The sequence below is a fragment of the Shewanella sp. QJM3NY_23 genome, from assembly GCF_056173105.1.
Genome location: NZ_CM149657.1, coordinates 3,187,276 through 3,210,734 on the forward strand (window position 1 = coordinate 3,187,276; position 23,459 = coordinate 3,210,734).

The following is a 23,459-nucleotide window of genomic DNA, read 5'->3' on the forward strand; positions in this document are numbered from 1 at the left end:
CTTACCTGATATCAACACCAGATAAGCCGTCCCATCTGGCGTGAGCCATTAAGGTGCTCACGCCTCGACTCACACTAACGCTTAAAACAAGGCGTTAACGGTCGACACTACGTTATCGACGGTGAAGCCGAAGTATTTCATGAGTTCGCCGCCTGGCGCTGACTCACCGAAGGTGGTCATGCCCACTACTGCGCCGTCGAAACCAACATACTTATGCCAGAAATCAACGTGAGCCGCTTCGATAGCAACACGCTTAGTTACAGCGCGTGGCAATACTGACTCTTTGTACGCCGCATCTTGTGCATCAAACGCATTGGTCGATGGCATAGAAACCACACGTACCTGCTTACCTTGCTCAGTTAATGCAGCGGCAGAATCCAGTGCCAATTGCACTTCGCTACCTGTCGCAATCAAAATGACATCAGGTGTACCAGCACAATCACGCAGTACATAACCACCTTTAACCACGTTAGCTAACTGCTCATCGGTACGGGCTTGAGCGGGTAGGTTTTGACGGCTAAAGATAAGCGATGTTGGTGCATCACGGCGCTCGATAGCATTCTTCCACGAGACTGCCGTTTCGGCCGCATCACATGGACGCCATACCATCATGTTAGGGGTCATGCGCAGGTTAGCGAGCTGCTCAACAGGTTGGTGAGTCGGGCCATCTTCACCTTGACCGATAGAGTCATGGGTATAAACGAAGATGTTTTGAATGCCCATCAGCGCCGACATACGTACCGCATTACGGGCGTATTCCATAAACATCATGAAGGTCGCGCCGTAGTTGATGAAACCACCGTGCAACGAGATACCGTTCATGATGCCGCTCATACCAAATTCACGTACACCATAATAGATGTAGTTACCGGCAGCATCGTCTTGAATGCCTTTAGAACCAGACCAAAGCGTCAAGTTAGAACCCGCAAGGTCAGCTGAGCCACCAAGTAGCTCTGGCAACATAGCGCCAAAAGCACCAATGGCATTTTGTGACGCTTTACGGCTAGCAATGCCTTCGCCTTTCTCTTGGCATTCTTTAATGAAGGCTTGTGCTTTCGCTTCGAAATCGGCAGGCAATTCACCATCGATCACCCGGCGCTTATATTCTGCCGCCAATTCAGGGAATGCAGCTTCATACGCGGCCAGTTTTTCATTCCAAGCCGATTCGTTGCTGGCGCCCACGTCTTTAGCATCCCAACCCGCATAGACGTTATCTGGGATATCAAATGGCGCGTGTTCCCAACCAAGGAACTCACGTGCAGCGGCGATTTCGGCATCGCCTAGTGGCGCGCCGTGGCAGTCGTGGCTGCCAGATTTGTTTGGAGAACCAAAACCAATAATCGTTTTGCAGCAGATCATGGTTGGCTTGTCAGTGACTGACTTAGCTTCTTCTATTGCGCTGCGAATCGCTTCGCTATCATGGCCGTCCACATCGGCAATCACATGCCAGCCATAGGCTTCAAAACGCTTAGGTGTATCGTCGGTGAACCAGCCTTCAACATGGCCGTCGATAGAGATACCGTTGTCATCCCAAAATGCAATCAGCTTGCCTAAACCTAAGGTGCCCGCTAATGAACAAGCTTCGTGTGAGATGCCTTCCATCAAACAACCATCCCCTAAGAAACAGTAGGTGAAGTGGTCGACAATGTCGTGACCTGGACGGTTAAACTGCGCCGCCAAGGTTTTTTCCGCAATCGCCATACCAACCGCGTTACTGATACCCGCGCCTAGCGGCCCTGTGGTGGTTTCAACACCTGGAGTGTATCCGTATTCTGGGTGACCTGGGGTTTTAGAGTGAAGCTGGCGGAAGTTTTGCAGTTCTTCGATGGGAAGTGCGTAACCAGTAAGGTGCAGCAAAGAGTAAATCAGCATCGAGCCATGACCGTTAGATAAGATGAAGCGGTCGCGGTCAACCCAGTTTGGGTTAGTCGGGTTGTGCTTAAGGAAGTCATTCCAAAGCACTTCAGCGATATCCGCCATTCCCATTGGGGCACCTGGGTGACCTGAGTTGGCTTTTTGAACGGCATCCATACTTAACACACGGATAGCGTTTGCGAGTTCTTTACGAGATGACATGCTCTCTCCTGCTTATTATTGGGGATTTTGCGGGCAATTGTGGACGCATATTTTCCCCTACTAGGCGATGGGACGCAAATAAAATTCGCCAAATTACCCAGATTAACCCGATCTAAGCTGTAGAACCCGTAAATGCAGGCCCAAGGAGTAGAGCCGATGTGTCAATCTGGGTATATCCGTTAACGTGACATTTAGCGCTTGCACGTTTTTTACTCCATTTTGCAAACCCATTATTAACACTTAATAAGCATCTTTAAGCAAAATGCCTAACACTACGTCATGACTCGCAGCGTCTCATGCAATAACTGCGCGGCGATAGCGCAAAAAATCACGCCCTGTAAGTCGCGGGTAAAACCATAAAAAAACGATAAATAGATGATGAATTACAGCTTGTTACCTACAGGCATATCTTTACTGCCAGCCTGAGCAAGTCATGATTTACTGCGCTTTACCCCACAATTTTTATCGAAAGGGGTGTTATCTAGCGTGATTTCCACTAAAATAGCCGTCTAGATGTAGATACTTCTACAGAATCAAATTGTTTACAGACGAGATTTTCCATTATGGCAAAGCACTTGTTTACCTCTGAGTCGGTCTCAGAAGGTCATCCAGATAAAATCGCCGATCAAATTTCTGATGCGGTACTCGACGCGATCTTAGAGCAAGATCCTAAGGCGCGCGTGGCATGTGAAACTTACGTTAAAACCGGCATGGTCTTGGTGGGCGGTGAAGTGACCACCTCGGCTTGGGTTGATATCGAAGAGATCACCCGTAAAACCGTGCGTGAAATTGGCTATACCCACTCAGATATGGGCTTTGATGCCGATTCTTGTGCCGTACTTAATGCCATCGGTAAACAGTCGCCCGATATCAATCAAGGTGTTGATCGCGCCGATCCTAAAGAGCAAGGCGCTGGCGACCAAGGGTTAATGTTTGGTTACGCCAACAACGAAACCGACGTATTGATGCCAGCCCCGATCACTTACTCGCATAAGTTGGTTAAGCGTCAATCGGAAGTGCGTAAAGACAATACCCTACCTTGGTTACGTCCAGATGCGAAAAGTCAGGTCACTTTTGCCTATAACAGCGATGGCAGCATTGCTGGTATCGATGCGGTAGTCCTGTCTACTCAACACTGTGACAGCGTAAGCCAGCCAGATCTGATTGAAGGCGTGATGGAAACCATCATTAAGCCTGTGCTGCCCGCTAAGTGGTTAACCAAAGATACTAAGTACTTCATCAACCCAACAGGCCGTTTTGTGATTGGTGGTCCTGTCGGCGATTGTGGTCTAACGGGTCGTAAAATTATCGTCGATACTTACGGCGGAATGGCGCGTCACGGTGGTGGGGCTTTCTCTGGTAAGGATCCATCGAAAGTTGACCGCAGTGCAGCATACGCGGCGCGTTATGTGGCCAAGAACATCGTTGCCGCTGGCCTTGCCGATCGCTGTGAGATCCAAGTGTCTTACGCTATCGGTGTAGCTGAGCCTACCTCTATCAGTGTTGAAACTTTCGGTACTGGTAAAGTGTCTGAAGAGGTGTTGATTAAGCTGGTTCGTCAGCATTTCGACCTGCGCCCATACGGCCTAACCGAAATGTTAGATTTGGCTCGCCCAATCTATCAAGCCACTGCGGCTTACGGTCACTTTGGTCGTAACGAGTTCCCGTGGGAGCGCACCGATAAAGCCGACGCCCTTCGCGCCGACGCTAAGCTATAATCGCAGCAAGCTCATAAAAAACCGCCCATATGGCGGTTTTTTTGTGGCTGTTTTTGGTAGCAGTCTTTGTGACTGAATCTTGTCACAGCCTACGCACATTAATCGATGATAACCGACGGCTTGTCTGGCTTAGCATAGCTCAGTCGCCCTAATCGCTCGGTCGTATGATAGCAATCGAGACCCGATACGCAGACGGTATTTAAGCTTTCAATGTCAATACTGCCATCGGGCTTAAGCGCCACGTCATCGAGCCAAATATCGGTAATTCGGCCTATCACTAACAGAGTTTGGTTTAGTTCGATAGTTTGATAACTTTCTAACTTAACAGCATATTTTAATCGACTCTCGGCCACAAAGGGCGCCACCACTTGTGGTTGATGCAACGGGGTCAGCCCCACCTCATTAAATTCACACTGGCCGCTGTCGTAGCGCGCCGAAGTTTGATGCGCTTGCTGCCAAATATCGCTATTCACCTGATTAATGGTGTAACTGCCGGTGGCAATAATGTTAGCTAAGGTATCTCGCTGCACCGTATCTGGACGGCTAATAAACCCCACCAGCGCAGGATCGGCGCCTAAATGAAATACTGAGCTAATGATGGCCAAATTAGTGCGCCCCAAAGCGTCTTGGGTACCGATAAGGTTAGCGCTTTTAAACCCAGACAAACTATTGATTAACTGCGCGCGGTAACGGCACTCTAATTGGCTTAATGAATCATGACTAATATGCATTACAGAATATCTTCCTTGTTTACTTAGACTTGTTTACTTAAATTAGTTACCTAGATTGGTTATTTAGATTGGCGATAGACAACAATGGCTCAATAAAACCCTCACGCGATAAAACCCTAACGCTAAGTAATAACGGCCTTACCACGAAATAGTCGCCCCATTCCAATCGATAAAATAAGCTTGGGGTGATGGCGTAAGGCCGGAGCTAACCTTAAGCAGACGCTGGCTGACAAATTCGGTGGTAAAGAGTTTCTCTTTAGCGACATTGTGTTGAAATGGTTTGGATAGTTCGGTGTCGGTTGTCCCAGGGTGAAACGCCAACAAGGCGACATTCTTAGCCCGTCTGGCGTACTCCACTGCCGCCGTTTGCAACAACATATTCAGCGCAGCTTTTGAGGCGCGGTAGCTATACCAACCGCCTAAACGATTGTCGCTAATACTCGCGATGCGGGCGCTCAACACAGTCACCACGCAGGGCGTTTGACCTTTCACCAACGGCAATAGATGCTTGAGCCAAAGCATGGGGATAACGCTATTAATATGAAACAGGGTTTGCATCGACTCGGCGCTTATCTCCTCTAGACGTTTCTCTGGGCTCAGACCCGCTTGATGCAACACGCCGTTAAAAATGTACACCCGAGTGACCCGCACCTGACGGCTCATCAGCGTTGCGATTACCCCTGCGATGGCGCTATCGCTATTGTCACAGCGGTAATACTCAAGACTATGGTGACCGCTTGAAGGGTGAATCGCCTCGCCACGGCCATGATGATGACCAATGTTATGATGGTCGGTGTTGGCATCATGTCCATGGCTGCGACTGATAGCGATAACCGGACATTCATGGCGCAACTGGGTTATTAGCGTCTTGGCAATACCACTGCTGGCACCAATTACTAATGCACAATCCTCAATTAATGCGCTATTCGCCACTAACCCATTGCCATGCACTTGATCCGCGCCGCTCATGATATGCCGCAGCGGCCACTGTCGCAGCGTTTTTTACCGGTCAGCAGATAAGACACCTTATGTCTGTGCTTGGCAAACTTAAGGTAGAGAAAATCGGCCACTGGCCTAACCATTGGCCAATGTAACGGTGCCACATAATGCTTTTTTCCCACCAGCGACCAGGCCAGATAAGTGACATCCAGTCCTTGCAATATTTCACCCTTATCGGTTTCCCCCTGTAATATCTGATTGGCATATTGGGCGTCGATGTGTGGATATTGCTCGGCAAAATTAACGTCGGCTAAATCGGCAAGTTCAATTAACCCCGCCTTGTCGCAGCGACTCAGTTTAGCCATTTCGGCGGCGCACAGCGGACATTGGCTATCATAAAAAATACGCAGTTTCATCTACTCCCCCACCACAATAATAATTAAATGGCACGTCAGTGCGACACCGGTTAATCGCGCCCTTAGCGCCATATAGTCATCGGCAATCACCTTCTGCTCACATTGACGCTTATCTTTTAGGTACATCACCACATAGCCGTACATTAAGATCAGCAAGGAGACATATAACTGGTTAATGATGATCGCCAGCCAAGCCAACACGCTAATCACATTACTGGTGAGCAGCTGTTTATCATCGCTGATACCGTTGGCTTGATGAGTCTGTCGCCCCCATAAGCTGCCCGCCAAAAAAGAGAGGATGACCGCACTGTAACTGACAAACAGCATAAAGGGATCTAGGGTCAACAACGGCATCCCCATCAAGATAAAGACGGTGGCGATAATAAAAGGCAATAACCCCGCGTAGCCCAACATAGAATAGGTGGTAGACATACAGACGCCCTGCTGACAGTAAATAGAGATATTACGTGTCTGGTAGGCGCAGCGATCACCGCCGCCCCGTTATTAATAGCAACTTAAAAGGGGGGCCTTAACATCGCCGCTTCGCTAGGGAGATTTTCTGGGAAGGTAGCAGAGCGTTCATGCACTCGCTTAACAATGGTCAAAGTGGCTGTATTGCATACACATAAAAGAGACCTGTTGCAGCGTTAAGATGGGCGCTGATACTGTTTTGGCTAAAGCCAGTTGCTCGGCGCTTGGTGTCTCGGCGGCGGCAATGGCGGCGCTGTAATCGTTACTCCAACCGCAATCGAGCCAATGCTGCTGATAACATACCAAATAACGCTCACGAGCCTGTTGACTCTCCCATGTAAAAGGCACTAGCCAACAGTCACACCGCTTACCTTGCTCGGCGAGCAGGGCGCGAATGAGCTTCACATTATCATAGGCGCTCAGTCGCAACTCGGCGTAGGGTTGCAATAAGCCTTGCACAAAAGGGGGCAGCGATACGGGTGCCATGGTCACTTCCTCGAACGATAGATCATGCAACTAGGGGCGCTATCCTAGCATATGGCTTACTTAGCATCACTTAGGTTATGTTTGGGTGGCACAGGCAAGCAAGTAATAGTCTCGACCATCAAAACCAAAAAAGTCGACCACTTGCATCGCCGCCTTATGGGTGTGGGCATTAAATGAGTGTTCATTATCTTCGGCAATAAAGGTCAACATGAAGGGATAGTGCGAGCACACCTCTTGCTTTAACTGCAAAACCATAGCGCTAAACACCCCCTGACCTCGATGGTTGGGATGGATCCAAATGGGGCCATACTGGCAACAATTGTGCAGACTCAAGCGGGTATTGCCCACACAGTGCTCACCTAAGCGGCTTAATAAACGACGATAAATAGGCCACGATTCAAAAAACGACCATTTACCAGCAATCACATAACCGATGAGCTCCCCTTGCTGCTCTGCAACCACTATCCAATGTTGCTCGATTAACACCTTAATGTCGGCGGCCGAAAAGGCTTGCCCCGTCATGACGCCACCGCGCTGGCTAGGATCTAATTCGGCTTCTATTTGCTCACGTTCTAATAATGCAATCGCCGCAGCGTCGGCCAGTTGAGCCCGTCTTACTAACATGGTTTTCTCGTTAACTTATCGACTAAAAAGTACCCTCTGCGCTCTTGGCGGAGGATTTGCTAAATACCGCTTCCGCGACCACAATTAAGCTACTTTTACCTTGATGGTTCAGTTGCCCCATGTTGCCAGAAAATATCGATACCGGCGCCAGTATACTTGAAAACGATAACACCCAGATAAACTTAGTCCGCTGGATGCATCAATGTGAACTGATGAAACGTTACTATCAAGCTGAAGTGGCTTTTGTGGTACAGCAAACTGATCTGGGTTTTGAGGTGATTGTCAGCTCAATTAACGACTCCCGTAAATACCTTGCAGGTACCGTTTACCCAGCAGATTTAAGCCTATTCAATCGCTTATCGAACAATCAACCCGACGGTACTAATATAGACTTTAGCGGTCAAAATATCCCACTCCCGGGCGATCTCGCCTCGGCGCGTAACATATTGTCTCGGCCGCTACATTGGCCTGACGGCACCGTTTTTGGTTGCCTGTGCGTGCTCAATATCCAAGGCGCTGAATCGATTAACGTCAATGCATTTATGCTAGAACCGTTTCAAATATTATTGCAGCAAGATTTGGCTTTATTGTGCCAAAGCCAGCGAATAGAGTCTTTGTCGATGCGCGACCGTGAAACCGGCATGCTCAATCATTATGGCTTTATTATGATGGCGCCTAGGCAGCTGAATCTAGGCAGACGCTTTGGCGCCCATGCTGGAATATTACTGTTTGAGCTAACTCCAACACCACCAGCGCTGAGTGTTATTGAACATAAACATACTCGATTGCTGGGCAACATTATTCAAGACACTATTCGTACCGCAGATATCGCCGCTCACTATAATCAATCGCAATTTGTGGTGTTGGTATTTATCGATTCCGAGCGCGATCTCAACCACATCGTCATGCGGGTCAAAAAAAGCCTTAAACAACAAAACGGATTATTGCAGCTCGATTCAGGCAGCGCCTTTTTTGCGCCCGAGTCCTCGGCCAAACTCGCGCCCATGTTAGCCCTGGCCAAAAGCCAACTGCGCTCGCAACAAGCCTCTACACAAGATGATCCCAACTCGATAAATTTTAACCATGGACTAAACTAAGCACCAATGCTCAATATTAGTCTTGTTTTTCTTGCTTTTGACCCCATTGAATAAACAGCACAATGGGAAACGGTGACATTAACACTAGGCCAAGACCAATCAGGCTCGACACCAGTAACATGCCATCGATCTGCTGCGTCAGGGAGGTAAAACCGTAAATCGCCAGCCCGACCAGCAGCATTAAGACACCAACCCAATGGGCTATTTTGAGTGCAGTCATCATCTTTTTGTATTCCTTATGCCATTGGAGGATAATTAAATTTGGCTATCGTCAAGTAAAATCTGTATAAATAAAAAATCATCTTAAAAACCGTTAATCACCCTTTTTTAATGTGATTAACATTGTCAGAATAGTCAGTTCAATTTTTATGGATTCTATCATGTCAAAGAAGCTTTTATTTATTGCCAGTGCCTTACTTGGCTTATCCGCTTGTCAAACAAGCACATCCGTGGACACGCCCACTATCGCTATTGAAGGGACGTGGCATATTGAAGCCGCCCAAGGTCAAAGCGTTATCGATTATAGCCCGGCGCAGCTGATCTTTGCCGCCGATGGCACCCTGAGTGGTAACAACAGTTGTAATCAGTTTTTTGGCCAATATAAGCTTGAAGGCACGCAGCTCACCTTATCGCCAGCGGGCAGCACCATGAAAGCGTGTATTGAAGCCTTGATGAGCCAAGAGCAGCGCGTGATGCAAGCGATGAGCAAAATCACCACCGCAGAGTCTGCAAATGGCAAGTTGCTCCTTAAAGATGCCGAAGGTGAAGCTCAACTGGTGCTAAGCAAGCAATAACCACTCGCAACACACATTTTGCGTTATTACCGCATAAAAAAACCGCCATCTCGGCGGTTTTTTATGCAGCAATTTTTGATACATGAGTGCTAGCTCAAGAGCCTGTGCACATAGCGAACCACAGCGCCTAACTGGCTTTTTCCAGTGCAGTTTGCTCAACTTTATCGGCCATGATCTGGCTTTGCTCGGCATCGGCATTGTAATGCTCAATATCCAGCTCATTTTCAGACTTAGCGATAACGGTCGTGGCCACTAAGTCACCCGAGACATTAACAACCGTACGCGCCATATCCAGCACACGGTCGATACCGGCAATGATCGCAACGCCCTCTAGTGGTAAGCCAACAGTGGTTAACACTAAGGTCAGCATCACCAGCCCTGCACCTGGCACACCTGCGGTGCCGATTGAGGCTAATGTCGCGGTTAAAATAATGGTGATGTAATCTACCCATGTTAAATCAATGCCAAAGGCCTGAGCCACAAATAGCGCTGTCACTCCTTGGTATAAGGCGGTGCCATCCATATTAATGGTGGTCCCCAGTGGCAAGACAAAGCTGGAGATCTTCTTATTAATGCCTAAAGACTCACTGGCACACTTCATACTGGCAGGTAAGGTGCCCGCCGAGCTAGATGTCGTATAGGCAACGGCTAAAGCGCTGCGAATACCTTTAAAGAACTGTAATGGATTAAGTTTAGCCACCGTCGTCAGCACTAGGCTGTAAAAACCGATAATATGCAGTGCACAACCTAGGTAAACAGCCACAATCACCTTGATTAGCGGCATCAACATATCGACACCATATTGGCCAGCAACCCACGCCATTAAGCCAAATACCCCATAAGGTGCCAGTTTCATGATCATATCGGTAAGCTTGTACATGGCCTCGGCCAATGATTCAAACACCTTAATCGCAGGTTTGCCATGATCGCCAATCAGTACCAAGGCGATACCCAGCGCCACCGCAAACACGATCACCTGTAAAATTTGGCCATTAGCTAACGCCGCCACGGGATTAGTCGGCACGATATTGATCAAGGTTTGCATCACCGATGGCACCTCTTTCGCGACCGCTACGCCAGCATCGGGCGTCATATTTAGGCCCGCACCCGGCTGCAAAATATAGCCCACCGCCAGACCAACAGTGATCGCAATCGATGTAGTACCTAAATAGAAGGCGAACGACTTAAAGCCAATGCGCCCCATCTTGGCGGTATCTTGCATCGAGGTGACGCCGACAATTAACGAGCAAAAGACTAACGGCACGATAAGCATTTTTATGGTGTTAACAAACAAAGTACCTATGGGCTTTAACACCACAGCCTGTTCACCTAAACCGATACCGACGGTGATCCCAAGTAGCATACCGATAAGAATTTGCAGCCACAAAGGCACAGACATCCAGCCAGACCAAGCGCGGCCTAGCCAAGATGAGGATTTTCGAGACATGTTATCAACCTTGAGTATAGAGAGAGTAAGCCTGGGACTAAGCCTCTGCTAGCGCGATACGCCGAGGCGGTTAGCCGTTAAAGCACAATTAGGCCGGCGATATTAGCACATAATACTTTGGTTGTACCCTATCCACATCACAGTCAGTTAAGCGTCGAATTGCGCCCGTGGGCCCTGTTGGTCAAAGTGTAATTGATGCAGCGCGGCGGGCGGTTGCTCACGCTCGATTAAATGGCTCCAATAGGCATCGTCAAAGCCATGAAAAAACTGTCCTTGCCGACCTTGAGACTTCAATATCAGTTGCCACCATACGATGCCCCACAAGCCGAAACTTAACAGGGTTAGTATAAAATGCAGCCGATGATGAATCGTGTCACCTTGATAACTCTTATTGGTTAATAACCTGATTTTATGATGATTAATGGCAGTATTTCGCGTTGAATTAACACCATAGTAATGACCGCTACTGGGTTTACGTTGCTGCATGGGTTCACCTATAACAACAGAGTTAAACGTGATGTTCAAAGTTTAGCAGAGTTAGACTTTAGTCGTAGGTACTCAGCAATATTGCACTCAATTTCGCCAACAAAGCGTGCTAAAGTAGCGGCCTTATTAAAGGAGAGAAGTATGCAAATTAGACAAGGCCTATTATCAGATCTGAATGCCTTAGTGCAGTTTAATCAGGCGATGGCCCATGAAACCGAAGGGTTAACCCTCGATGAACAGGTGCTGTCAGAGGGCGTTAAAACCTTGCTCGATAAACCGGAAAAAGGCTTTTATTTGGTGGCCGAGGCAGAGGGTGAGATTTTAGGGTCGCTAATGGTCACTTTTGAATGGAGCGATTGGCGCGCCAAAGATTACTACTGGATCCAGAGCGTCTATATTCGCCCGCAAAATCGCCGTCAAGGAATTTACGCCAAGCTCTATCAAGCGGTGAAGGATATTGCCGAGCAAAATGGTGGCGCCGCCAGCTTTAGGCTTTACGTCGAACAAGAAAACACTCAGGCACAATTGACCTATCAGGCCTTGGGGATGGAGCAAAGCTACTATCTGATGTACGAAGAGAAATAGCCTAACTGCACCAACAAAAACGCCCCAATCACTTTATCGTCATTGAGGCGTTTTCTCTCCAGCGTTAGCCATTATCTAACGACTAGGCACAAATACTGGTGACCTTAATCGCCAATCCACCTTGGCTGGTTTCACGGTATTTAACATGCATATCTTTGCCAGTTTCGTACATGGTGGCAATCACCTTATCTAAACTGACTCTAGGTTCGCTGTTACGGCGCATCGCCATGCGGGTAGCGTTAATCGCCTTAACCGCAGCAATCGCATTACGCTCGATACAAGGTACCTGCACTTGGCCTGCTACCGGATCACAAGTTAATCCCAAGTTGTGCTCCATACCAATCTCGGCAGCAATACACACCTGAGAAGGATTAGCGCCCATCAACTCGGCAAGCCCAGCGGCCGCCATCGAGCAAGCAACCCCCACTTCACCCTGACAGCCAACTTCGGCACCCGAAATCGAGGCGTTACGCTTGTACAAGCCACCAATGGCTCCGGCAGCAAGATAAAAGCGGCTATACTCTTTCTCGCCAACCGGCTGAATAAACTTATCGTAATAGGCCAGCACCGCCGGAATGATCCCCGCCGCACCATTGGTAGGCGATGTCACAACGCGGCCACCAGCGGCATTTTCTTCGCTCACCGCTAAGGCAAACATGTTGATCCAATCAACAATCACCATAGGATCCGATGATAAACGCTCGTTAGTCACTAACTGGCGAAACAGCGCCGGCGCACGACGTGGTACGCGCAGTGGCCCAGCCAACACCCCTTCGTTTTGACAACCGCGCTCAATGCCCTCTTTCATAGTGCGCCAAATCGCGCCAAATCCGTCGAGTATGGCCTGCTCACTACGCAGCACCTTCTCGTTGGCCATCATAATGGTACTGATGCTCATGCCGGTCTCATCGCACAATTTCAGCAGGTCGCTGGCATACGCAAAGGGATAAGGCACCACAATCTCATTGGCCGCGGCTAAACCAAAATGGGCTTCATCGACAATAAAGCCGCCGCCAATCGAATAATAGGTTTGGCTGTAGGTACAGGTGTCACCTATCCAAGCACTGAGCGTCATGCCGTTTTCATGCAGGGGTAAGGCGTGTTGATGAAACACCACCGCGTCCTTAGGAAAGTCGACTCGGTGGCCTTCTGCACCCAGTGGCAATGCAGATGTCAGCTCCACTTGGCGAATAAACTCAGGCATTAAATCAATATCGACCGTTTCAGGTAAGTTACCTGCCAGCCCCATGATAATGGCACTGTCGGTATGGTGTCCCTTACCCGTTAACGATAATGAACCGTAAATATCTACGGTAACTCGTGTGAGCTGGGCCAGCTCGCCTCGTTGACGTAAGTCGTCAATAAACCCTTTAGCGGCCTTCATCGGCCCGACAGTGTGTGAGCTCGAGGGACCCACGCCTATCTTAAAAATATCAAATGCGCTAACCATAATAGACCTTACACTTATGAGGCCGACCAACCATAACTTAGCTGGCGGCCTTCAATCAGTAGCTTAAGACAGCATGCCAAACAGAATGGCTGTCATTGCCAACAAGCCCGCAATGATCACAAACACATTGCTAATACGGCCACGATAGGCTTTCAAGCTTGGTACCTTGTACACGGCATACATAGGCATTAGGTATAAGATTGCAGCAATAATTGGCCCGCCTAACGCTTCAATCATGCCAAGAATACTTGGGTTGATAATCGCCACGCCCCAGATGGTGAGGAACATGAATGCCAAGATAAACTTATCAATTTTACTGTCACTGACCTTTTTATCAGTACCACGAAGCTGCTGAGTGATGATGCCGCGCATCCCCTCTGTCGCACCCATATAGTGACCAAAGAATGAAGAGACAATCGCGATAACCGCAATGATAGGACCAAAGTAGCTCACAAAACCGCTCGCATGTACGTTAGCCAAGTAAGATAGGATAGGTAAGTTTTGCGCTTTGGCTTCGCCAAGTTGCGCTGGGCTCAGTGACAACACACAAGAGAACACAAACAACATCACAAATCCCACCAACATCATGCTGGTGTTACGTAAAATCACGTCGGCTTTTTTCGCCGCGTTCTGACCGTGCTCACGCTTAAGTGATACCGAGAACTGTGAAATAGCTGGTGAATGATTAAAGGCAAACACTAATACCGGAATGGTTAACCACACAGTGCCTAAGAAGTCAGCGGTAGCAGGCACTTGCATCAAGGCATCGGTTTTCCAGCTAGGGATGAGGTACAAGGACATGAAGGCCAAGATACCCACTAATGGATACACCAATAGCTGGGTCACTTTAAGCATAAATTTCTCGCCAGACACCATCACGGCCATCATGGCTAAGATCAACACACCTGACAAAATAAAGCGTGGTGGCGATGCCATACCTAACTGATTGACAATAAAGCTGTCGACAGTATTGGTAATACCAACGCCATAAATCAGTACAATAGGATAAATCGCAAAGAAGTACAGCACAGTGATCGCTTTACCTGCGCCTGCCCCAAAATACTCCTCAACCACATGTGTGATATCACTACCCTGCTTTTGTGACGAACACACAAAGCGGGACAAACCGCGATGGGCTAAATAGGTCATGGGACCGATGATCAACGCCATCATCACGAGAGGCCAAAAACCGCCCATACCGGCATTAATCGGTAAGAACAAAATACCAGCACCAACCGCGGTGCCAAACAGGCTTAACATCCAAGTTGTATCGGTACGGGTCCACTTCGACGGAGCCGGGGTTAACACTTGAGATACTGTCGCTTCATTTTGCATAAATGTGACCTTTATTGATGCTCATGGCATCTTATGTATTGCTACGACTGACTAGGATGTTCCCAGCAGTACGACTAAATTCGGTCACAGAATATAGGAGAAAGCGCACTAAAAATTGATCTGACACGGTATTTTGTAATGAAATTTCAGAATTCACTAATATTGTGATCGGTGTTCAATTAAAGCTGTAGCATTTTTTCATATTGGTAATAAAGGAGTAACGCATATACACCTCTCATTAACAGTTGTGTTACGGCAAAGCCAGAGCGGCTGGGCGATGCCGTAATTGCACAAAAGCTAAATAACGACACTTGTCACACTAAAAGCAAAAGCGAGAGCGTTACCAGCAAAAGCACTCGTAACCCCAACCAAGATCACACAATGTCACACCAGGCAGCTTCGCCATAGTACAGCTAGAAATGTTACAATCGTGACAAAATCTAGCCGGGCTCATGCACTATGGCAACGGCTATGGCAAAATAGGCGCCTTAACACGGTTCATTCGAGATTATTTCATGCCCACTCTTTCGACTGCCAGTCCCATTCGTATTACCGTCGGTTCGACGAATCCAGTAAAAATTGCCGCAGCCCATAATGCCGTCGCCTTACTCTTTCCGACAGCGCTAATCATCAGCCAAGGCGTACACGCCCCCTCTGGCGTGGCCGCGCAACCCATGACAGATAGTGAGACTCGCACAGGGGCCATCAATCGAGCGCGTTACTGTGAGCAGCAAGCAGAGTTACAGCCACACTTAAGCGCCGAACTCTACATAGCGATGGAAGGGGGTGTTGACTGTTTCGAGCATGGCGCAGCCACTTATGCCTATATGGCCATTATCCATCAAGACAAACTGTCTATCGGACGCAGCGCCCAATTACCCTTGCCCACAGCTGTGTATCAAGCCTTAGTCGCTGGCGAAGAATTGGGTGATGTTATGGATAGGCTGTTTAACACAGTCAACATTAAGCAAAAAGGCGGTGCCATAGGCCTACTCACGGACGGCAAAGCCAGTCGCGAAAGCGTTTACACCCAAGCGATTGTGTTGGCAATGGCCCCCATTTTAAATCCACAGGTTTATGCTTAACGCTCAGACTTAGCCGCCCCTATTGCGATGTCAGCTACATTAGCAAATACTTGCATTTGAAAATCAAGCCGTCTAGATTAGGTATCTCTTGCAACTAATTCGATACCCAAGCTATCGATTTGATGACATCGTCGTGACACCTGTTAGCGACAGCTCATGCTATCACTAACCGATAAACAACACCGGATCGCCAATGACTGACAACAGCATCTCTCCTCTGAATAATGTCTCACAGGCAACAGAGACTACATTGCCGCAAACCTGCTCCTCGTTACGTAAAATATCGCGACGCTTAGTCAGGCAGTTGGGGATGCTCAACGCCGATGGCATGCCGTTACACTTATCGCCAGTGCAAGCCTATGCATTAATCGAGCTCAGTAACCAAGAATTATCGGTCAATCAACTGGCACAGCTGCTTAATATCAACAAGTCCAATGCCAGCCGAGCGGTCAGCCAACTGTGCGAAAAAGGGCTAGCACAGAGTCGCACCAACCCCAGAGACAGCCGCAGTTCATTATGCAAGCTGACTCCCCAAGGAAAACGCCAACTCAAAAACCTAAATCAGCAACAAAATACCTTATATCAGCAGATCCTCGCCCAGCTCTCTGCAGAGCAGGTAAGCCAACTCACCAACTCGTTAAACCTGTATTCGCGGGCTATCGCCTATGCCGAGCAGCAACAAGACTTTGAGATCCGCAGCATTACACCCAGTGACAACCCACAAATAGCCCAAGTGATCCGCTGTGTGTCGGCCGAATATGGGCTCACACCCGATAAGGGCTATGGCGTTGCCGATCCCACTCTCGACAGCTTGTATCAGGTCTATGAGATGAGTGATGCTCACTACTGGGTCATCACCCACAACGGTAAAGTGTTGGGCGGTGCGGGGATCGCGCCATTAGCGGGTCATGATGGGGTTTGTGAACTGCAAAAAATGTATTTTTCGCCCAGTTTGCGTGGCAAAGGCTTTGCGCGGCGCTTAGCCCTGCAAGCCTTAACATTTGCCCGCAACCGTGGTTATCAAGCCTGTTATTTAGAAACCACCGCCTGCCTTAAAGAAGCCTTGGTATTATATGAAAAACTGGGCTTCGAACACTTGAATCAGCCGCTAGGTGACACAGGTCATGATGCTTGTGAAATCGCCATGTTGCTTAAGCTTTGAGCAAGGCATTCATGTAGAGATCATTGCGTTAAATTATTGCGTTGTGGAGTAACAAATTAGCTAGTGTTTTATAACAAAGGTTGTTAGGGTTCAAGCAGAGTTGTTATGCAGGTTCAATGGGATTTAAACCACAGGATTTATAGACAGACTTGAAGGATCACGCCTCTTAGCTATGTGGGTGTGTGGCGGTTTAAGCCTGTAATAAAGGGTGAGTCGGAATACCACTCAATGTCATCGCCCCTTAGCAAAATAACCCATAAATTGTATTAAAACGTAAAAATCAAAGACCCTAGTTCAAACATTATTGTTGCGCATTCCGGAGACTTTCATGGACTATAGACGACTCCCGCATTCTAACCTCGACGTCAGCCAACTTTGTCTGGGCACCATGACGTGGGGCGAGCAAAATACCCAAAGCGAAGCGTTTGCTCAGCTCGATTACGCCATTGGCGAAGGCATCAACTTTATCGATACTGCCGAGATGTACCCTGTGCCCCCCAAGGCTGAAACCCAAGGGGAAACCGAACGCATATTAGGCCAATACCTCAAGGCTCGCGGCAATCGCGACAACCTAGTGATCGCCACTAAAGTGTCGGCCCCCGGTGGCAAGAGCGACTATATCCGCCCCAATATGGCGCTAGACTGGCGTAATATTCACCAAGCGGTCGATGACTCTTTGAGTCGCTTACAGATTGAGACCATCGATCTGTACCAACTGCATTGGCCTGACAGAAATACCAATTTCTTTGGCGAACTGTGTTACGAGCAGCAAGATCAAGAAAAACTCACGCCGATCATCGATACCCTAGAAGCCTTAGCGTCACTAATCAGCGCCGGTAAAATTCGCTATATTGGCGTCTCTAACGAAACCCCTTGGGGCTTAATGAAATATCTGCAATTAGCAGAAAAACATGGCTTACCACGTATCATTAGCGTGCAAAACCCCTATAACTTACTCAACCGTAGCTTTGAAGTGGGCATGGCGGAAATCGCCCACCGCGAAGAGTTACCGCTGCTGGCCTATTCACCACTGGCCTTTGGCGCCCTAAGTGGCAAATACCTTGACGGCCAATGGCCCGAAGGCGCGCGTATGACGCTGTTTAAGCGCTTTGCCCGTTATAACGGTACCCAATTAGCCCTCGAAGCGACGCAAGCCTATGTGGAATTGGCACGCGAATTTAACCTTAGCCCAGCGCAAATGGCCTTGGCCTTCGTCAACAGTCGAAAATTTGTCGGATCTAACATCATTGGCGCCACCAATCTTGAGCAGCTCAAAGAGAATATCGACAGTCTCAATGTCACTCTGAGCGAGCCGTTACTGGCCAGACTCAACGAACTAGCCGATCGCTATCGCCTGCCCTGCCCCTAACGGGCAAGGGATGTGACAAAAGCTTGCAATAGGCGCTAAGATCTCCCAAGATCCTAGCGCCTGTTTATTTATTGCTGCCGGAACCACCAATGGACTTAACTCAACTGCGCGCGCAGTTTCCCGCCCTTGCTCAAACTCTAGGGGATTACCCGCTGTGTTACCTCGATACCGCCGCCACCAGCCAAAAGCCATTAGCGGTGATAGAGGCGATGACTCAGTATTATCAACACGATAATGCCAATGTACACCGCGCAGCGCACCAGTTATCGAGCCGAGCCACCGCCAGTTATGAAGCGGTGCGCGACAGCGTGCAGCGCTTTATTCATGCCAAGCGCCGCGAAGAGATCATCTTTACCCATGGCACCACCGAAGGCATCAACATGATTGCCCACGGATTGAGTGAGCAGGTACGCAAAGGCGATACTATTTTAATCGACAGCGCCGCCCATCACGCCAACATAGTGCCATGGCAGATGCTCGCTCAGCGCACTGGCGCAAGGATTGTCCCTATTCCGCTCAATGCACAGCAGCGCCTCGACCAAGACGCCTACGTGCGGCTACTGGCCGATAAGCCTGCCATCGTCGCCCTTGGACATGTGTCTAATGTGCTTGGTACGGTCAATCCTGTGCAGCAGATGGTTAAACAAGCAAAACAAGCAGGGGCGATCACAGTGATCGACGGCGCGCAGGCCATTGCGCATTTGTCGGTGGATGTGCAGGCACTCGACTGCGATTTTTACCTGTTTTCGGCGCATAAAATGTATGGCCCAACTGGCGTTGGCATTCTCTATGGCCGCTTTGAACGCCTCGATAGCCTCAGCCCACTGCTCACAGGCGGTGAGATGATTAAACAGGTCAGTTTTGAAACAACCCAATTTAATTCGTTACCTAACCGACTGGAAGCCGGCACGCCTGCGATCAGCGCCGTTATCGGCCTGGGGGCTGCGATACGCTTTATTGCAGGCTTAGATAAAGTGCAGACACAACAACGTGAAACTGAGTTGCTGCAGTACCTGCAACGCAGGCTGAGTGATGTAGGCGATATCACCTTATACGGTGCCCATGAGGATAATATTGGCGCGGTGGCCTTTAACCTTGCTGGCGAGCACCATCAAGATGTGGGGATTTTACTGGATCAACAAGGTATTGCGGTGCGCTGCGGCCACCACTGCGCCATGCCGCTGATGCACGCCTTACAGCTTAACGGCTGCTGCCGCGCCTCTATTGGGGTGTATACCAGTAAGCAAGATATCGACCGTTTTATCGAGGCGCTTGCCTCAGTCAAAGACCTGCTGCTGTAAAGCGCGGCCCATTGCATAATTTAAGGACTTCCATGACGCAAGCCACTCCACAACCGGCCGAGGCCCTCTTTTTAGCCCAGCATTTCGATAGCGAGGCGATCATCAAGCGTTTTAATGCCGCCGCCAACTGGCAAGAGCGTTATCGTGAGATCATGTTACTGGGTAAAACCTTACCGCCACTCGATGAGAGCCTGCGCACTGAGACAGCTAAGGTTGAAGGTTGCGAAAGTAACGCGTGGCTGTATCACACCTCTATCGACAACAAACACTATTATGTGGCCGACAGCGATGCCCGTATCGTAAAAGGCTTAGTCGCCTTACTGCTTGCCGTCACCCATGGCCAAGACAGTGCAACCATCGCGGCGCTGGATATTAACGCCTATTTTGACCAGTTAGGCCTAACCGGTCAGCTGAGCCCATCTCGTACTAACGGCCTGTATGCACTGGCGTTAGCCATAAAAGCCGCCGCCAAATAAGGTCTAGGCCAGATGCGTCGGCGCATCTGGCCTAGCATGTACAAAGCGTCAAGGGGCAACTTACCCTTGAGCCTTAAGCCAGATGCGATTAATCATCGCGGGTCAGCACTTCTAGCAACTCAACGGTGAAATAGAGATCAGAATTGGGTTTAATTAACGCGCCAATTTGACGCTCGCCATAGGCTAAATGTGCCGGCACAGCTAACTTACGCGTACCGCCAACACGCATGCCCATCATCCCCTGATCCCAACCTTTGATCACTCGCCCTGTGCCAATCACACATTGAAATGGACGACCCTTATCATAAGAGGAATCAAACTTAGTGCCATCGGCTAACAGGCCCTCATATTGCACCGTAATTAACGCGCCTTTGACCGCTGCTTTCCCCTCGCCCACCTTAACATCAATAATCTCTAATTCCTGACTCATTGCGTGACCTCAAATAGACAAAAGAAAGCCCCCTAAACGGAGGCTTATTCTGCTGCTTATCATACCATAAGCAGAGTTACTGGCGACTGCTGGCCGTCAGCGGCAGGGTTCGATTCATCTGCCGGCCAATATAGGCCCCGGCGATCATCGCCACGACAAATAGCACCATAGGCAGATCCAGATGGGCTAAATTAACAATCGATGGCCCAGGACAGATACCTATCATGCCCCAGCCTAAACCAAACAAGGCAGACCCAATGACCAAGGGCGCATCAATAGCGCGCTTGGTGGGCAGGTGGTAACACTTATCAAATACCGGCCCAAGCTTGGCCTGCGCGCGAGGCTTAACCACCAGCAGATACAAGGGTAAATAAACCGCCAAACCGCCAGACATCACAAACAGCAAAGTCGGGTCCCACTCGCCGCTCAGCAATAAGCTTACATTTAAAAAGCCAATCACTTTAGCGGGATCGGCCAGCCCAGACAGCATTAAACCTGTACCAAATAATACACCACAAAAAAGTGCAACAATCTTTTTCATCTCAACACCTTAGTGGAAAACTACCGCAGAAATAATACCCATCACCATAAACACCAGAGTCGCCACAATTGAGCGGGGCGATAAGCGGCCTACGCCACAAATGCCGTGGCCACTCGTGCAGCCACTGCCAATAGCGCAGCCTAATCCCACTAAAACACCCGAGATAAGCAGTAACGGAGTCGACTGCGACACCGAGCTTAACTCGATAGGTGCAAGGCCAAATATCGCCTCAAGCGGTGCGCCCATGATGGCGCCGCTGAGCAGTAACCCGCCCAGAAAATACCATTGCCAACCCAAGCCTTTGGCTTGCGTTTTGCTGTCATCGCTACCCCATAGCGCGCCCGATAAAATGCCGCTAATACCGGCAATTCGGCCATTGAGCAAGAGCAATAAAATCGCCCCTAGCCCCACTAATACGCCACCGCATAATGCAATCACATAAGATGAAAACATCGAATACTCCTTTCATCTAAAACAAACAGGGATTTATCGGGGCCTAAGACCCCGTTAACGCTTATTAGACCTTGGCAAATTTATAGGTGCGATAACCACCAATTAAATTACGCGCCTTATAGCCATTATTCACCAGCTGACGATACGCCACATTGCCACGTAAACCGACCTGACAATAGATCACTATCTCCTTGTCTTTTGGCAGTTCATGCATGCGATCCCGCAGCTCATCGACAGGAATGTTGATCGCCCCATCGATAACATTTCCTTGTTGTAACTCGCCAGGATTACGCACATCCAGTAATAATTGCTCATCGCTAAGATGATCAATTTCATCAAAATGAATCGGCATCGCATCGCCTTTCATTATGTTACACGCAACGAAAGCGGCCTGATTTATCACATCTTTTGCGCTGCCAAATGGCGGCGCATAACTTAGCTCCAGATGCTGTAACTGCTCGATTGTCATCCCAGCGCGCTGAGCAACCGCCATCACATCGATGCGTTTATCAATACCATCTTTGCCCACAGCCTGCGCGCCAAGGATCTTGCCTGAACTTGGGTCAAATAACAGCTTAAACGATACCACTTCAGCACCCGGATAATAGCTAGCATGGCTCGCGGTGTGCACGTAAGCTTTTTGATACTCTATACCATCTTTTTTGAGCTGCTTTTCATTTTTGCCCGTGGAAGCCAGCGCTAAATCGAACACTTTACAGATCGCGGTGCCTTGAGTCCCCTGATAGGTTTCCTTGCGGCCAAACATATTGTTGGCAGCCATACGTCCTTGACGGTTCGCAGGCCCAGCCAAGGGCACTAAGGTGGCTTTACCTGTGACGAAATCTTGATCTTCCACCGCATCACCCACAGCATAGATAGCGGGATCACTGGTTTGCATCATCTCATTGGTGTAAATGCCATCTAGTTGACCGATCTCTAACCCAGCATCACGAGCCAGTTGCGTTTCTGGTCGTACCCCAATGGCCATGATTAACAGGTCAGTTTCGAGGGAATCACCGTTACTCAAAGATAAATTTAAGTGACCCTTAATATGCTGATGGGCAGTCTCTTCACCCGACGCATCGCTTGCCATATGAGTCTGTGGGACATACTCAACGCCAGACAAGGCGGTCCCCAAACGCAAGTCTATGCCCTTTTGCTTAATTTCAGCATGGGCAAATCCCGCCATCTCACGGTCAATTGGGGTCATCACCTGATCCGCCAATTCCAACAAGGTCGTTTTAATGCCTAAATAGTGCAACGACTCCATCATTTCAAGGCCAATAAAACCACCACCGACCACAGTGGCGTGCTCAACATTATTCATCTGAATCGTCTGCAGAATGCGATCCATATCGGGAATATTGCGCAGTGAGTGGGTCAAAGGGTTATCGATGCCTGGGATCGGGGGCACGATTGGCGAGGCACCAGGGCTGAGAAGCAAGCAGTCATAAGACTCTGTATATTCAGTGCCATCGAGGCTATTTTTAACTGTGACATACTTATCCAGACGATTAATGGCAACCACTTCGTTCATCACTCGCACATCAACATTAAAGCGCGCCTTAAAACTCTCAGGAGTTTGCAATACTAAGGCACTTCGTTGACTGATTTCGCCACTGATATGATAAGGCAAGCCACAATTGGCAAAAGAGACATATTCGCCGCGCTCAAACATAATAATTTCAGCATCTTCACTTAATCGTCTGGCACGAGCCGCAGCCGATGCACCGCCGGCAACACCACCAATAATTACTAACTTCTTCATTTACTGTCTCCTGACTTGCGATTCAAATCCACCCTGGCTTATAGCGAGGTGCCCTAGGTGCTGCAGCTTTTTCCTATGCTTGAGCCTTAGCTTGTTTGGCTGGTTTACAGCAAGCGGTTTTGCAAGGCATCGAGCTGAGCTTTTATGAGCCGATGAGTGTATTACATCTATAGGTATATGCAAAATTCTTTTATTAGAAAAAACCAATAGATCAAGTTT

The 23,459-nt window shown here is 48.9% G+C and carries 25 protein-coding genes; 9 read left to right on the top strand and 16 right to left on the bottom strand.

Annotation, left to right across the window (positions count from 1 at the left end):
• Nucleotides 1–81 precede the first annotated feature (81 nt).
• Nucleotides 82–2,076, bottom strand: a complete 1,995-nt coding sequence (gene tkt / locus AC0VXX_RS14130; RefSeq protein ID WP_110457333.1) for a transketolase — start codon at nt 2,074–2,076, stop codon at nt 82–84.
• 563 nt (nt 2,077–2,639) lie between these two features.
• Here tkt and metK point away from each other — a divergent pair.
• Nucleotides 2,640–3,794: a methionine adenosyltransferase gene (gene metK, locus AC0VXX_RS14135; protein ID WP_475514758.1), complete on the top strand. Its 1,155-nt coding sequence runs from the start codon at nt 2,640–2,642 to the stop codon at nt 3,792–3,794.
• A gap of 98 nt (nt 3,795–3,892) precedes the next feature.
• Here metK and AC0VXX_RS14140 read toward each other — a convergent pair whose 3' ends face one another.
• The 6 genes from AC0VXX_RS14140 to AC0VXX_RS14165 all read right to left on the bottom strand — a co-directional run bounded on the left by AC0VXX_RS14140 (nt 3,893) and on the right by AC0VXX_RS14165 (nt 7,461).
• Complete coding sequence (locus AC0VXX_RS14140; RefSeq protein WP_475514759.1) at nt 3,893–4,525, bottom strand: flavin reductase family protein; 633 nt, start codon at nt 4,523–4,525, stop codon at nt 3,893–3,895.
• Nucleotides 4,526–4,663: 138 nt separating this feature from the next.
• Nucleotides 4,664–5,494, bottom strand: coding sequence for an SDR family NAD(P)-dependent oxidoreductase (locus tag AC0VXX_RS14145; protein WP_475514760.1), 831 nt, complete (start codon nt 5,492–5,494; stop codon nt 4,664–4,666).
• Nucleotides 5,491–5,880 (bottom strand): thiol-disulfide oxidoreductase DCC family protein, encoded by a 390-nt coding sequence (locus tag AC0VXX_RS14150; RefSeq protein ID WP_475514761.1) that lies wholly within the window; start codon nt 5,878–5,880, stop codon nt 5,491–5,493. The genes AC0VXX_RS14145 and AC0VXX_RS14150 overlap by 4 nt, the downstream gene beginning before the upstream one ends.
• Nucleotides 5,881–6,312: a DUF3429 domain-containing protein gene (locus tag AC0VXX_RS14155; protein ID WP_475514762.1), complete on the bottom strand. Its 432-nt coding sequence runs from the start codon at nt 6,310–6,312 to the stop codon at nt 5,881–5,883.
• Nucleotides 6,313–6,471: 159 nt separating this feature from the next.
• Nucleotides 6,472–6,837: a hypothetical protein gene (locus AC0VXX_RS14160; protein WP_475514763.1), complete on the bottom strand. Its 366-nt coding sequence runs from the start codon at nt 6,835–6,837 to the stop codon at nt 6,472–6,474.
• Between the two features lie 75 nt (nt 6,838–6,912).
• Nucleotides 6,913–7,461, bottom strand: coding sequence for an N-acetyltransferase family protein (locus AC0VXX_RS14165; protein ID WP_475514764.1), 549 nt, complete (start codon nt 7,459–7,461; stop codon nt 6,913–6,915).
• Between the two features lie 119 nt (nt 7,462–7,580).
• Between AC0VXX_RS14165 and AC0VXX_RS14170 the strand changes: the two genes are divergently transcribed.
• On the top strand, nt 7,581–8,558 hold the full coding sequence (locus AC0VXX_RS14170) for a GGDEF domain-containing protein (protein WP_475514765.1): 978 nt from the start codon (nt 7,581–7,583) through the stop codon (nt 8,556–8,558).
• Nucleotides 8,559–8,574: 16 nt separating this feature from the next.
• Here AC0VXX_RS14170 and AC0VXX_RS14175 read toward each other — a convergent pair whose 3' ends face one another.
• The gene (locus AC0VXX_RS14175; RefSeq protein WP_475514766.1) at nt 8,575–8,781 is read right to left on the bottom strand and encodes a hypothetical protein; all 207 of its coding nucleotides are present in this window, start codon (nt 8,779–8,781) and stop codon (nt 8,575–8,577) included.
• A gap of 157 nt (nt 8,782–8,938) precedes the next feature.
• Here AC0VXX_RS14175 and AC0VXX_RS14180 point away from each other — a divergent pair, with 157 nt between their 5' ends.
• Nucleotides 8,939–9,352, top strand: a complete 414-nt coding sequence (locus AC0VXX_RS14180; protein ID WP_475514767.1) for an META domain-containing protein — start codon at nt 8,939–8,941, stop codon at nt 9,350–9,352.
• A gap of 127 nt (nt 9,353–9,479) precedes the next feature.
• Here the strand turns inward: AC0VXX_RS14180 and AC0VXX_RS14185 are convergent, their stop codons facing one another.
• Together AC0VXX_RS14185 and AC0VXX_RS14190 are read right to left on the bottom strand one after the other, a co-directional pair.
• Nucleotides 9,480–10,799: a dicarboxylate/amino acid:cation symporter gene (locus AC0VXX_RS14185; protein ID WP_475514768.1), complete on the bottom strand. Its 1,320-nt coding sequence runs from the start codon at nt 10,797–10,799 to the stop codon at nt 9,480–9,482.
• Between the two features lie 147 nt (nt 10,800–10,946).
• Entirely contained in the window at nt 10,947–11,285 is a 339-nt protein-coding gene (locus AC0VXX_RS14190) for a hypothetical protein (RefSeq protein ID WP_475514769.1), read from the bottom strand.
• A gap of 141 nt (nt 11,286–11,426) precedes the next feature.
• Here AC0VXX_RS14190 and AC0VXX_RS14195 point away from each other — a divergent pair, with 141 nt between their 5' ends.
• A complete protein-coding gene (locus AC0VXX_RS14195) occupies nt 11,427–11,870 on the top strand; it encodes an N-acetyltransferase family protein (RefSeq protein ID WP_475514770.1) in 444 nt (147 codons plus the stop codon).
• Nucleotides 11,871–11,952: 82 nt separating this feature from the next.
• Here AC0VXX_RS14195 and AC0VXX_RS14200 read toward each other — a convergent pair whose 3' ends face one another.
• Entirely contained in the window at nt 11,953–13,320 is a 1,368-nt protein-coding gene (locus AC0VXX_RS14200) for an L-serine ammonia-lyase (RefSeq protein WP_475514771.1), read from the bottom strand.
• A gap of 63 nt (nt 13,321–13,383) precedes the next feature.
• The gene (locus AC0VXX_RS14205; RefSeq protein WP_475514772.1) at nt 13,384–14,655 is read right to left on the bottom strand and encodes a serine/threonine transporter; all 1,272 of its coding nucleotides are present in this window, start codon (nt 14,653–14,655) and stop codon (nt 13,384–13,386) included.
• A 515-nt stretch (nt 14,656–15,170) separates the two neighbouring features.
• Between AC0VXX_RS14205 and yjjX the strand changes: the two genes are divergently transcribed.
• The 5 genes from yjjX (at nt 15,171) to AC0VXX_RS14230 (ending at nt 20,048) form a co-directional block, all read left to right on the top strand.
• Nucleotides 15,171–15,740 carry an inosine/xanthosine triphosphatase gene (yjjX, locus tag AC0VXX_RS14210; RefSeq protein WP_475514773.1) on the top strand — a complete coding sequence of 190 codons (570 nt, stop codon included), beginning with the start codon at nt 15,171–15,173 and terminating at the stop codon, nt 15,738–15,740.
• Nucleotides 15,741–15,933: 193 nt separating this feature from the next.
• The gene (locus tag AC0VXX_RS14215; protein ID WP_475514774.1) at nt 15,934–16,902 is read left to right on the top strand and encodes a bifunctional helix-turn-helix transcriptional regulator/GNAT family N-acetyltransferase; all 969 of its coding nucleotides are present in this window, start codon (nt 15,934–15,936) and stop codon (nt 16,900–16,902) included.
• Between the two features lie 328 nt (nt 16,903–17,230).
• On the top strand, nt 17,231–18,271 hold the full coding sequence (locus AC0VXX_RS14220) for an NADP(H)-dependent aldo-keto reductase (protein ID WP_475514775.1): 1,041 nt from the start codon (nt 17,231–17,233) through the stop codon (nt 18,269–18,271).
• An 89-nt stretch (nt 18,272–18,360) separates the two neighbouring features.
• Nucleotides 18,361–19,572 carry an aminotransferase class V-fold PLP-dependent enzyme gene (locus AC0VXX_RS14225; protein ID WP_475514776.1) on the top strand — a complete coding sequence of 404 codons (1,212 nt, stop codon included), beginning with the start codon at nt 18,361–18,363 and terminating at the stop codon, nt 19,570–19,572.
• A gap of 32 nt (nt 19,573–19,604) precedes the next feature.
• Complete coding sequence (locus AC0VXX_RS14230) at nt 19,605–20,048, top strand: SufE family protein (protein WP_475514777.1); 444 nt, start codon at nt 19,605–19,607, stop codon at nt 20,046–20,048.
• 88 nt (nt 20,049–20,136) lie between these two features.
• Here the strand turns inward: AC0VXX_RS14230 and AC0VXX_RS14235 are convergent, their stop codons facing one another.
• From AC0VXX_RS14235 to AC0VXX_RS14250, 4 genes are all read right to left on the bottom strand, one after another.
• Nucleotides 20,137–20,478, bottom strand: a complete 342-nt coding sequence (locus tag AC0VXX_RS14235) for an FKBP-type peptidyl-prolyl cis-trans isomerase (protein ID WP_119977673.1) — start codon at nt 20,476–20,478, stop codon at nt 20,137–20,139.
• A 76-nt stretch (nt 20,479–20,554) separates the two neighbouring features.
• Nucleotides 20,555–21,019, bottom strand: a complete 465-nt coding sequence (locus AC0VXX_RS14240; protein ID WP_475514778.1) for a DUF6691 family protein — start codon at nt 21,017–21,019, stop codon at nt 20,555–20,557.
• 9 nt (nt 21,020–21,028) lie between these two features.
• On the bottom strand, nt 21,029–21,472 hold the full coding sequence (locus AC0VXX_RS14245) for a YeeE/YedE family protein (RefSeq protein WP_119977671.1): 444 nt from the start codon (nt 21,470–21,472) through the stop codon (nt 21,029–21,031).
• Nucleotides 21,473–21,536: 64 nt separating this feature from the next.
• Complete coding sequence (locus tag AC0VXX_RS14250; RefSeq protein ID WP_475514779.1) at nt 21,537–23,240, bottom strand: FAD-dependent oxidoreductase; 1,704 nt, start codon at nt 23,238–23,240, stop codon at nt 21,537–21,539.
• Between the last annotated feature and the right edge of the window lie 219 nt (nt 23,241–23,459).

Excerpts from the sequence above, each read along its gene's own strand:
- tkt (WP_110457333.1), bottom strand. The coding sequence starts at position 2,076 with ATGTCATCTCGTAAAGAACTCGCAAACGCTATCCGTGTGTTAAGTATG.
- metK (WP_475514758.1), top strand. The coding sequence starts at position 2,640 with ATGGCAAAGCACTTGTTTACCTCTGAGTCGGTCTCAGAAGGTCATCCA.
- AC0VXX_RS14140 (WP_475514759.1), bottom strand. The coding sequence starts at position 4,525 with ATGCATATTAGTCATGATTCATTAAGCCAATTAGAGTGCCGTTACCGC.
- AC0VXX_RS14145 (WP_475514760.1), bottom strand. The coding sequence starts at position 5,494 with ATGAGCGGCGCGGATCAAGTGCATGGCAATGGGTTAGTGGCGAATAGC.
- AC0VXX_RS14150 (WP_475514761.1), bottom strand. The coding sequence starts at position 5,880 with ATGAAACTGCGTATTTTTTATGATAGCCAATGTCCGCTGTGCGCCGCC.
- AC0VXX_RS14155 (WP_475514762.1), bottom strand. The coding sequence starts at position 6,312 with ATGTCTACCACCTATTCTATGTTGGGCTACGCGGGGTTATTGCCTTTT.
- AC0VXX_RS14160 (WP_475514763.1), bottom strand. The coding sequence starts at position 6,837 with ATGGCACCCGTATCGCTGCCCCCTTTTGTGCAAGGCTTATTGCAACCC.
- AC0VXX_RS14165 (WP_475514764.1), bottom strand. The coding sequence starts at position 7,461 with ATGTTAGTAAGACGGGCTCAACTGGCCGACGCTGCGGCGATTGCATTA.
- AC0VXX_RS14170 (WP_475514765.1), top strand. The coding sequence starts at position 7,581 with ATGTTGCCAGAAAATATCGATACCGGCGCCAGTATACTTGAAAACGAT.
- AC0VXX_RS14175 (WP_475514766.1), bottom strand. The coding sequence starts at position 8,781 with ATGATGACTGCACTCAAAATAGCCCATTGGGTTGGTGTCTTAATGCTG.
- AC0VXX_RS14180 (WP_475514767.1), top strand. The coding sequence starts at position 8,939 with ATGTCAAAGAAGCTTTTATTTATTGCCAGTGCCTTACTTGGCTTATCC.
- AC0VXX_RS14185 (WP_475514768.1), bottom strand. The coding sequence starts at position 10,799 with ATGTCTCGAAAATCCTCATCTTGGCTAGGCCGCGCTTGGTCTGGCTGG.
- AC0VXX_RS14190 (WP_475514769.1), bottom strand. The coding sequence starts at position 11,285 with ATGCAGCAACGTAAACCCAGTAGCGGTCATTACTATGGTGTTAATTCA.
- AC0VXX_RS14195 (WP_475514770.1), top strand. The coding sequence starts at position 11,427 with ATGCAAATTAGACAAGGCCTATTATCAGATCTGAATGCCTTAGTGCAG.
- AC0VXX_RS14200 (WP_475514771.1), bottom strand. The coding sequence starts at position 13,320 with ATGGTTAGCGCATTTGATATTTTTAAGATAGGCGTGGGTCCCTCGAGC.
- AC0VXX_RS14205 (WP_475514772.1), bottom strand. The coding sequence starts at position 14,655 with ATGCAAAATGAAGCGACAGTATCTCAAGTGTTAACCCCGGCTCCGTCG.
- yjjX (WP_475514773.1), top strand. The coding sequence starts at position 15,171 with ATGCCCACTCTTTCGACTGCCAGTCCCATTCGTATTACCGTCGGTTCG.
- AC0VXX_RS14215 (WP_475514774.1), top strand. The coding sequence starts at position 15,934 with ATGACTGACAACAGCATCTCTCCTCTGAATAATGTCTCACAGGCAACA.
- AC0VXX_RS14220 (WP_475514775.1), top strand. The coding sequence starts at position 17,231 with ATGGACTATAGACGACTCCCGCATTCTAACCTCGACGTCAGCCAACTT.
- AC0VXX_RS14225 (WP_475514776.1), top strand. The coding sequence starts at position 18,361 with ATGGACTTAACTCAACTGCGCGCGCAGTTTCCCGCCCTTGCTCAAACT.
- AC0VXX_RS14230 (WP_475514777.1), top strand. The coding sequence starts at position 19,605 with ATGACGCAAGCCACTCCACAACCGGCCGAGGCCCTCTTTTTAGCCCAG.
- AC0VXX_RS14235 (WP_119977673.1), bottom strand. The coding sequence starts at position 20,478 with ATGAGTCAGGAATTAGAGATTATTGATGTTAAGGTGGGCGAGGGGAAA.
- AC0VXX_RS14240 (WP_475514778.1), bottom strand. The coding sequence starts at position 21,019 with ATGAAAAAGATTGTTGCACTTTTTTGTGGTGTATTATTTGGTACAGGT.
- AC0VXX_RS14245 (WP_119977671.1), bottom strand. The coding sequence starts at position 21,472 with ATGTTTTCATCTTATGTGATTGCATTATGCGGTGGCGTATTAGTGGGG.
- AC0VXX_RS14250 (WP_475514779.1), bottom strand. The coding sequence starts at position 23,240 with ATGAAGAAGTTAGTAATTATTGGTGGTGTTGCCGGCGGTGCATCGGCT.